We start from the raw sequence: 6,678 nt of genomic DNA on the forward strand, positions 1-6,678 counted from the left end.
TTGTATAATTGTATCTTCTGTTCTCTTAGTAACTTCGACATATAAAAATGCACCTCCTTTTATTTGGGTGTCCAAATAACGGGGTGCACTTCATTCTGTATTGCTTTTTTATTCATCAACATTTTCTTTGATTTTTTGTAGCTCAACAAATTGTTTTGCCGTTCTTGGACTTCTTCCATTATTCCTTAAAGCAAAAACTTCTGCTTCCTTAATTAACTCTTCACCTTGAAGCGCTAAGTTATTTTCCTTTGCTAGTTGCTCAACAATTTCCAAAAACAAATCTTTCCCTGGTTTTTGGAATGTTACGGTTAAGCCAAACCGTGCTGCCAAACTCATTGTTTCTTGAATCGAATCATTGGTAAACAGTTCATCATGATTGCGATCTTTCATACTCTCCTTCACAAAATGACGGCGATTCGTCGTAGCATAAATTACAATATTCTTTGTATTTCCTGCCACACCACCTTCTAATATCGTTTTCAATGCAACAAAGTTATCATCATTTCCATTAAAACTCAAATCATCAATAAAAATAATAAACTTCAATGGATTTTTAGCTAATTCATCAATTATTTCAGGCAATTGAAATAATTGGTGTTTTTTTAGTTCAACCAATCGTAACCCTTGCTTATAATATGCATTCGCAATTGCTTTTACAGTAGAACTTTTCCCCGTCCCTGCATCACCATATAATAAAACATTACTTGCTTTCATTCCCTTTAAAAAAGCTTCTGTGTTTTTAATCACCATTTCACGCTCACGTTCATAACCAATTAAATCTTGTAAACGTTGTGGATCTGGATGTTTTATTGGTACTAAGTGTTGATCACGTAATGCAAATACATGATATTTTGCATATACTCCATATCCTTCAACAGCTAAATTATCAATCTTTTCTAAATAAGCTTTTTTAAAATGATAGTTTGTATTTTTCCACTTTGGTAAAAAACCACTATACGGAACATCCTTTACTATTTCTTTTGAAGAAAATTTGCTCAACTCTTGTATAACACCTAGTTCATACATCGTTGCTTGTTCAATCATTTTTTCTACTGGTTTTCCTTGCGCCATTCTTTTGATATAAATATTATCATCATCCATGACATAACGATATAAATAACGACTGAGGTTTGTATCATATTTATATAATGTAGATGTAAAATCACAATAACAATTTACAAAGTTATCAACTTCCAATGTATTGCAATCTAACAAGATTCTAAATTTCACAATTACTTCTTCATCCAATAGGCTGCGAAAAATTGTTAAACTGTTTAATTTCTTTTGCATTTCTTTAAACTTCATCTTTTACGCCCCCTTAATTATGATATAATTGTATCATTAATTAAAGGAGTTTACTATGCTTACATTAGACAAAATATACCAAGCAAGCTATGTTTTAAAAGAAGTTATTCGCAATACTTCATTGATTGCTGCAACCAATATTCCAAGTGAAAATAACCTGTATTTAAAAACAGAAAATCTGCAATTGACAGGTAGTTTTAAGATTCGAGGATCTTACTTCAAAATTAGTCAACTTAGTGACGAAGAAAAGAAGAAAGGTATTATCGCTTGTAGTGCAGGTAATCATGCACAAGGAGTTGCTTTAGCAGCACAAAAGAATAATATTCCTTGCTTGATTTGTATGTCTGATAGTGCACCGATTAGTAAAATAGAAGCTACTAGAAGTTATGGAGCTGAAATATGCCTTGTAGAAGGTACTTATGATGATGCATATAGAAAAGCTTTAGAATTACAAAAAGAGAAGGGGTATACATTGATTCACCCTTTTGATGATGAAGATGTCATTGCTGGGCAAGGAACTGTAGGTTTAGAAATTCTTGAACAATTAGATGATGTTGATGCAGTCGTTGTTCCTGTTGGTGGTGGTGGACTCATTAGTGGCCTTGCTTATGCAATCAAGACATTACAACCATCATGCAAAGTATATGGAGTTCAAGCTGCTGGTGCTGCAAGCATGTATGAAGCATGTAAATGCAAGCAAATCACAACCTTAGAATCTATTAATACCTTTGCAGATGGAATTGCCGTTATGCGAGCAGGCGAATTAACTTACGATTTAGTACAAAACTATGTAGATGAAATCATTACCGTATCTGATGATGAAATCGCTGCTGCTATCTTGATGTTAATGGAAAAAGAAAAGCTTGTTGCAGAAGGTGCTGGAGCAGTCTCTGTTGCTGCAGCAATGTTTAATAAATTACCTCTAAAAAATAAGAATGTTGTATGTGTTGTCAGTGGTGGTAACATTGATGTTAACATTTTAGATAGAGTAATCACTAGAGGGTTACTAATGAGTGGACGTAAAACTTCATTAACAATTGCACTTGTTGATAAACCAGGGCAACTAGAAGGAGTTAGCCGCACCATCAGTAAATGTGGTGGAAATGTAGTTGCAGTTAATTACGACAATGGTGATCCTGATATGGATATAAATAGCTGTTTCCTAAAAATTACAATGGAAACTAAAAATCACAAGCATATCGAAGATATTAAGCACGAGCTTTCAAGTCAAGGATTTGAAATTGTAAAAGAAAGAACATAAAAAAAGGAATAGATGTCAATTGAGAGAGTACGACATCTATTCTTTTCTTTTAATTAATTTTCTTTTCTTAAAAATTTATAGCCAGTTAATCCTGCTAACCCAGCCAATAATAATACCATGTAGAACGAAAGGTTCGTAGTATCACCTGTTGCTGGTGCACTTAGTCCAGCAGCAGCTGGAACGATAACTGTTGAACCATCTTCTTTTACTGTAACGATAAGACTTGTTGTTTTACCGCCAGCAATTTCTGCAGTGATTGTAGCTGTACCTTCAGATAATCCTGTGATTCTTACAAGTCCTTGCCAGCTAAATGCACCTGTTAAATCTTCTTCATCAATCAATTCTATTTTAACAACACTTGTATCGCTATTTCTGACTGTTACTTCTCCAGGATTGATATTCCAATTTTCTGGTAAAAATTCAACCCATACATCTTTTGTTTCACCTTTTTTTAATGAAACTGCTGATTCATCAAATCTAATTTCTGAAACATTTACTTCTTTTACTTTAAATTCAACTATCATTGAATATGATGTAACATCATCTTCATTATAAGTTATTTTCATTGCAACATTTCCTGCTGCTTCACCAAATAATAATACACCCATAAAGTATGTATCATCTTTTTCAATTAGGATACTTCCTGTCTCATCAGTTGGATATGCCATTGATGCAGTAACATCTTCAAAGACTACTTTGCTTGCATCGATTCCCCCTGGAATAAATGTTTCTAAGTTTACAACATTCATATCTTCAAGTGAAGTTGAGTTTTCATTAATTAATACTGGATCCAATTCCGCATAATTTGCTAAAAATGCATCTTTATCAAAAAATACTGGATCTGTACCTTCTGCAAATACAGATGTTGGCATCACTAATGTAAATGCCATGATGAAAGCTAAAACACTTCCAAAAAATAATTTTATTTTTTTCATTTTCCCTCCTGAAACTTCGCTATTTTACTCTCTCTACTATTTAGACAGTATAAAAGAAAAAAACGTTCGATTTTTTTACTAATATAAGGAGCATACTTTATCATTTCCATATCTAAATATAAAAAAATAACCATTTCAATGAAATGATTACTTTTCTTTATTTGTTTGTTTTTTCAAATAGATCATCAACACTGCAATATCAGCAGGATTTACCCCACTAATTCGTGATGCTTGCCCTACAGTAAGGGGGCGAACTTTTGATAATTTTTGATGTGCTTCTAAAGATAAATTTTCTACTTTGTCATAATCAATATGAGCTGGAAGTTTTAAATTATCCATACTGAGCAACCGTTCGGCTTCCTTTTTTGCCTTCACAATATATCCTTCATATTTCACTTCAATCTCAACAGCTTGAATAACTTCTTCATCCACATCAAAATCCAAATATGGTTTTAAAACCTTTAATTCTACTTTAGGTCTTTTTAATAATTCATATGCTGATATTCCATCATCTAGCATTTCATATCCAATTGTTTGCAAATATTCATTGATATCCGATTTAGGCGTAAAGCGAATTTCATGCAACCTTGATAATAATTGTTTCATTTTATCTTGCTTATCACAGAATCGTAAATATCTTTCTTTTTTCAATAACCCAATCTTATACCCATATGTACTCAATCTTTGATCCGCATTATCGTGACGCAATAACAAGCGATACTCAGCCCTACTTGTTAGTAAACGATAAGGTTCTTTTGTTCCTTTATTTACTAAATCATCAATCATTACACCAATATATGCTTCATCACGTCGTAAGATAAATGGTTCTTTTCCTTCTTGTTTTAAACAAGCATTAATCGCTGCCATCAACCCTTGAGCTGCAGCTTCTTCATATCCACTTGTTCCATTAATCTGCCCAGCAGTATATAAATTATCCACTTTTTTACTTTCTAATGTTGGCTTACATTGTAATGGGTCAATTGCATCATACTCAATTGCATATCCATATATTTCAATTTTCGCATTCTCTAAACCTGGTAAAGAATGAATCATCTTTTCTTGAATATCATATGGCATAGAAGTTGAAAATCCTTGTACATAAGTAGTATCTAAAGAACGACTTTCTGGTTCTAAAAAGATTTGGTGACGTTCCTTATCTTTAAATCTTACCAATTTGTCTTCAATCGATGGACAATACCTTGGACCTACCCCTTCTACTAACCCCGAGTACATTGCACTCTTGTCTAAATTACTATTTATTACATCATGTGTTTCTTTACTTGTATATGTTAGATAACATACCTCTTGTTTTGCAAAAGGTAAAATTTTTTTTGTTTCATAACTAAAAGATACAAATTCTTCACTTCCTGGTTGCATCTCTGTTTTAGAAAAATCAATTGTATCAGTTTTTACTCTTGCTGGTGTTCCTGTTTTCAAACGAAAAGTTTCAATTCCCAACGCTCGTAAAGAAGCAGATAAATTATTTGTCGTTGGCTCATTATCAGGACCGCTTTCCGTTGCTGTATGTCCAATCAAAATCTTTCCACTCATATAAGTTCCCGTTGTAAGAATAACACTTTTGGCATACACTATTTCACCTGAAGTTAAGCGAACTCCTTTTGTAACTCCATCTTCCACTACCAATTCTTCAATCATTGCTTCTCTAATCATAAGGTTATCTGTATTTAATAATACCTTTTGCATATATTTAGAATACTCTAATTTATCACTTTGTACTCTTAAACATCGTACACCTGGACCTTTGTTTGTATTCAACATTTTAAACTGTAACGCTGTAGCATCTGCAGCTTTTCCCATTTCGCCACCCAATGCATCAATCTCTCTTACAACAATTCCTTTTGCAGGTCCTCCTACAGATGGATTACATGGCATTTTTGCAATTGCATTAATATCTAACGTGAACAAAACCGTCTGCTTATTCATTCTAGCACACGCTAAAGCAGCTTCTACACCTGCATGTCCCCCACCTACAACGATTATATCAACCATGAAATCACCTCTCGATACTTTATTATACTATAATAATTCAAATATCCTATACTTTTTTTAATATTAACAAATATAGCTAAAATTATTAGGGATTTATATTTAAAATATGAATATTTTTATTAAAACTAACATCTCAATTTCCCCTCTATAACAGCATGATTCCTGCTTTGTAAGCGTTTACACGTTAAAAATGTTGCTTTTTTTTTGCATTTTATATTCATTTTGTATATAATGCAGTGGTTGCGTATTTTTTCGCAACAGGTAGTTGTAAGAATAGATACTAATCATTATCCGCGATTTTGCGAAAAGGAGAAGGACTATTTATGAAAGCAAAGAAAATTGAAACTCCCACCTCCAGTCTGCTGGTATTATTGTTGATCGCCTTAATTATGTGGGCAGGGTTTGACAGCATTTATGCTGTTGAGAATATTCAACCAAATAATACCGTTGATACAATTGGTGCTTTCGATGAAGCGATAAAGAATGAAGAACAAAGAACAACATTTGATATTCAAGCTGATATCGAAGCGGGAGCCGTACAAAAAAATAAAGAAAAAGCTCTAGCATTAAAAGCATTGCAAGAGCAACAAGAAAGAGAAGCTGCAGCATTGGCAGCAAAAGAAGCTGCTATAGCAGCAGAAGAAGCACGATATACTTCTGTTGATGTATGTGGGTACTTATCAAGTAAAAAGACTTATATGGATTATCGAGCAATTCATCCAAGCTCAGCACAAATGTATATTATCAATACATACACGAATCTTAATGATGATGGCTTATTAACTACAACTGACGGTTTTATTGCCGTTGCACTAGGTTCTACCTACGGTGAATTAGGAAGTAAATACCGTGTCACAACCGATACAGGTAAAGTTTTCAAAGTCATTAAAGTAGATGAGAAATCAGATGCCCATACAACAAATGGGTGCCAAGACTCTAGTGGTGCGATTATTGAATTTGTAATCGATATTAATCGTGTTAATGCTGCTTATCCTCAAGTAACAAGAGATGGAGATTTAAATGCTCTTGATCAATTCAATGGAAACATTGTGAAAATTGAAAAATATGTTTAAAGGGGCTGTGACAAATAAACAGACCTAAAATAAAAAGAACGCCTAATCTCGAGATGAGAAAAGACGTTCTTTTTGGTATAGTATATTTGTGCTA

Annotated in this window: 5 protein-coding genes; 2 read left to right on the forward strand and 3 right to left on the reverse strand. The window is 33.2% G+C overall.

Features of this window, described 5'->3' with window-relative positions; genetic code table 11:
• Positions 1-108 precede the first annotated feature (108 nt).
• The gene (locus M2475_RS11090; protein ID WP_277491581.1) at positions 109-1,305 is read right to left on the reverse strand and encodes an ATP-binding protein; all 1,197 of its coding nucleotides are present in this window, start codon (positions 1,303-1,305) and stop codon (positions 109-111) included.
• Between the two features lie 55 nt (positions 1,306-1,360).
• On the opposite strand from M2475_RS11090, the gene ilvA reads away from it, so the two are divergent.
• Positions 1,361-2,566 (forward strand): threonine ammonia-lyase, encoded by a 1,206-nt coding sequence (ilvA, locus tag M2475_RS11095; protein ID WP_277491583.1) that lies wholly within the window; start codon positions 1,361-1,363, stop codon positions 2,564-2,566.
• Positions 2,567-2,619: 53 nt separating this feature from the next.
• On the opposite strand, the gene M2475_RS11100 is transcribed toward ilvA, so the two are convergent.
• Together M2475_RS11100 and mnmG are read right to left on the reverse strand one after the other, a co-directional pair.
• Positions 2,620-3,501, reverse strand: coding sequence for an Ig-like domain-containing protein (locus tag M2475_RS11100; protein ID WP_277491584.1), 882 nt, complete (start codon positions 3,499-3,501; stop codon positions 2,620-2,622).
• A 147-nt stretch (positions 3,502-3,648) separates the two neighbouring features.
• Entirely contained in the window at positions 3,649-5,511 is a 1,863-nt protein-coding gene (gene mnmG, locus M2475_RS11105; protein ID WP_277491585.1) for a tRNA uridine-5-carboxymethylaminomethyl(34) synthesis enzyme MnmG, read from the reverse strand.
• A gap of 323 nt (positions 5,512-5,834) precedes the next feature.
• On the opposite strand from mnmG, the gene M2475_RS11110 reads away from it, so the two are divergent.
• Positions 5,835-6,584 (forward strand): hypothetical protein, encoded by a 750-nt coding sequence (locus M2475_RS11110; RefSeq protein ID WP_277491587.1) that lies wholly within the window; start codon positions 5,835-5,837, stop codon positions 6,582-6,584.
• Positions 6,585-6,678: the final 94 nt, after the last annotated feature.

Source organism: Breznakia sp. PF5-3 (genome assembly GCF_029504745.1).
Classification (GTDB): domain Bacteria; phylum Bacillota_I; class Bacilli_A; order Erysipelotrichales; family Erysipelotrichaceae; genus Breznakia.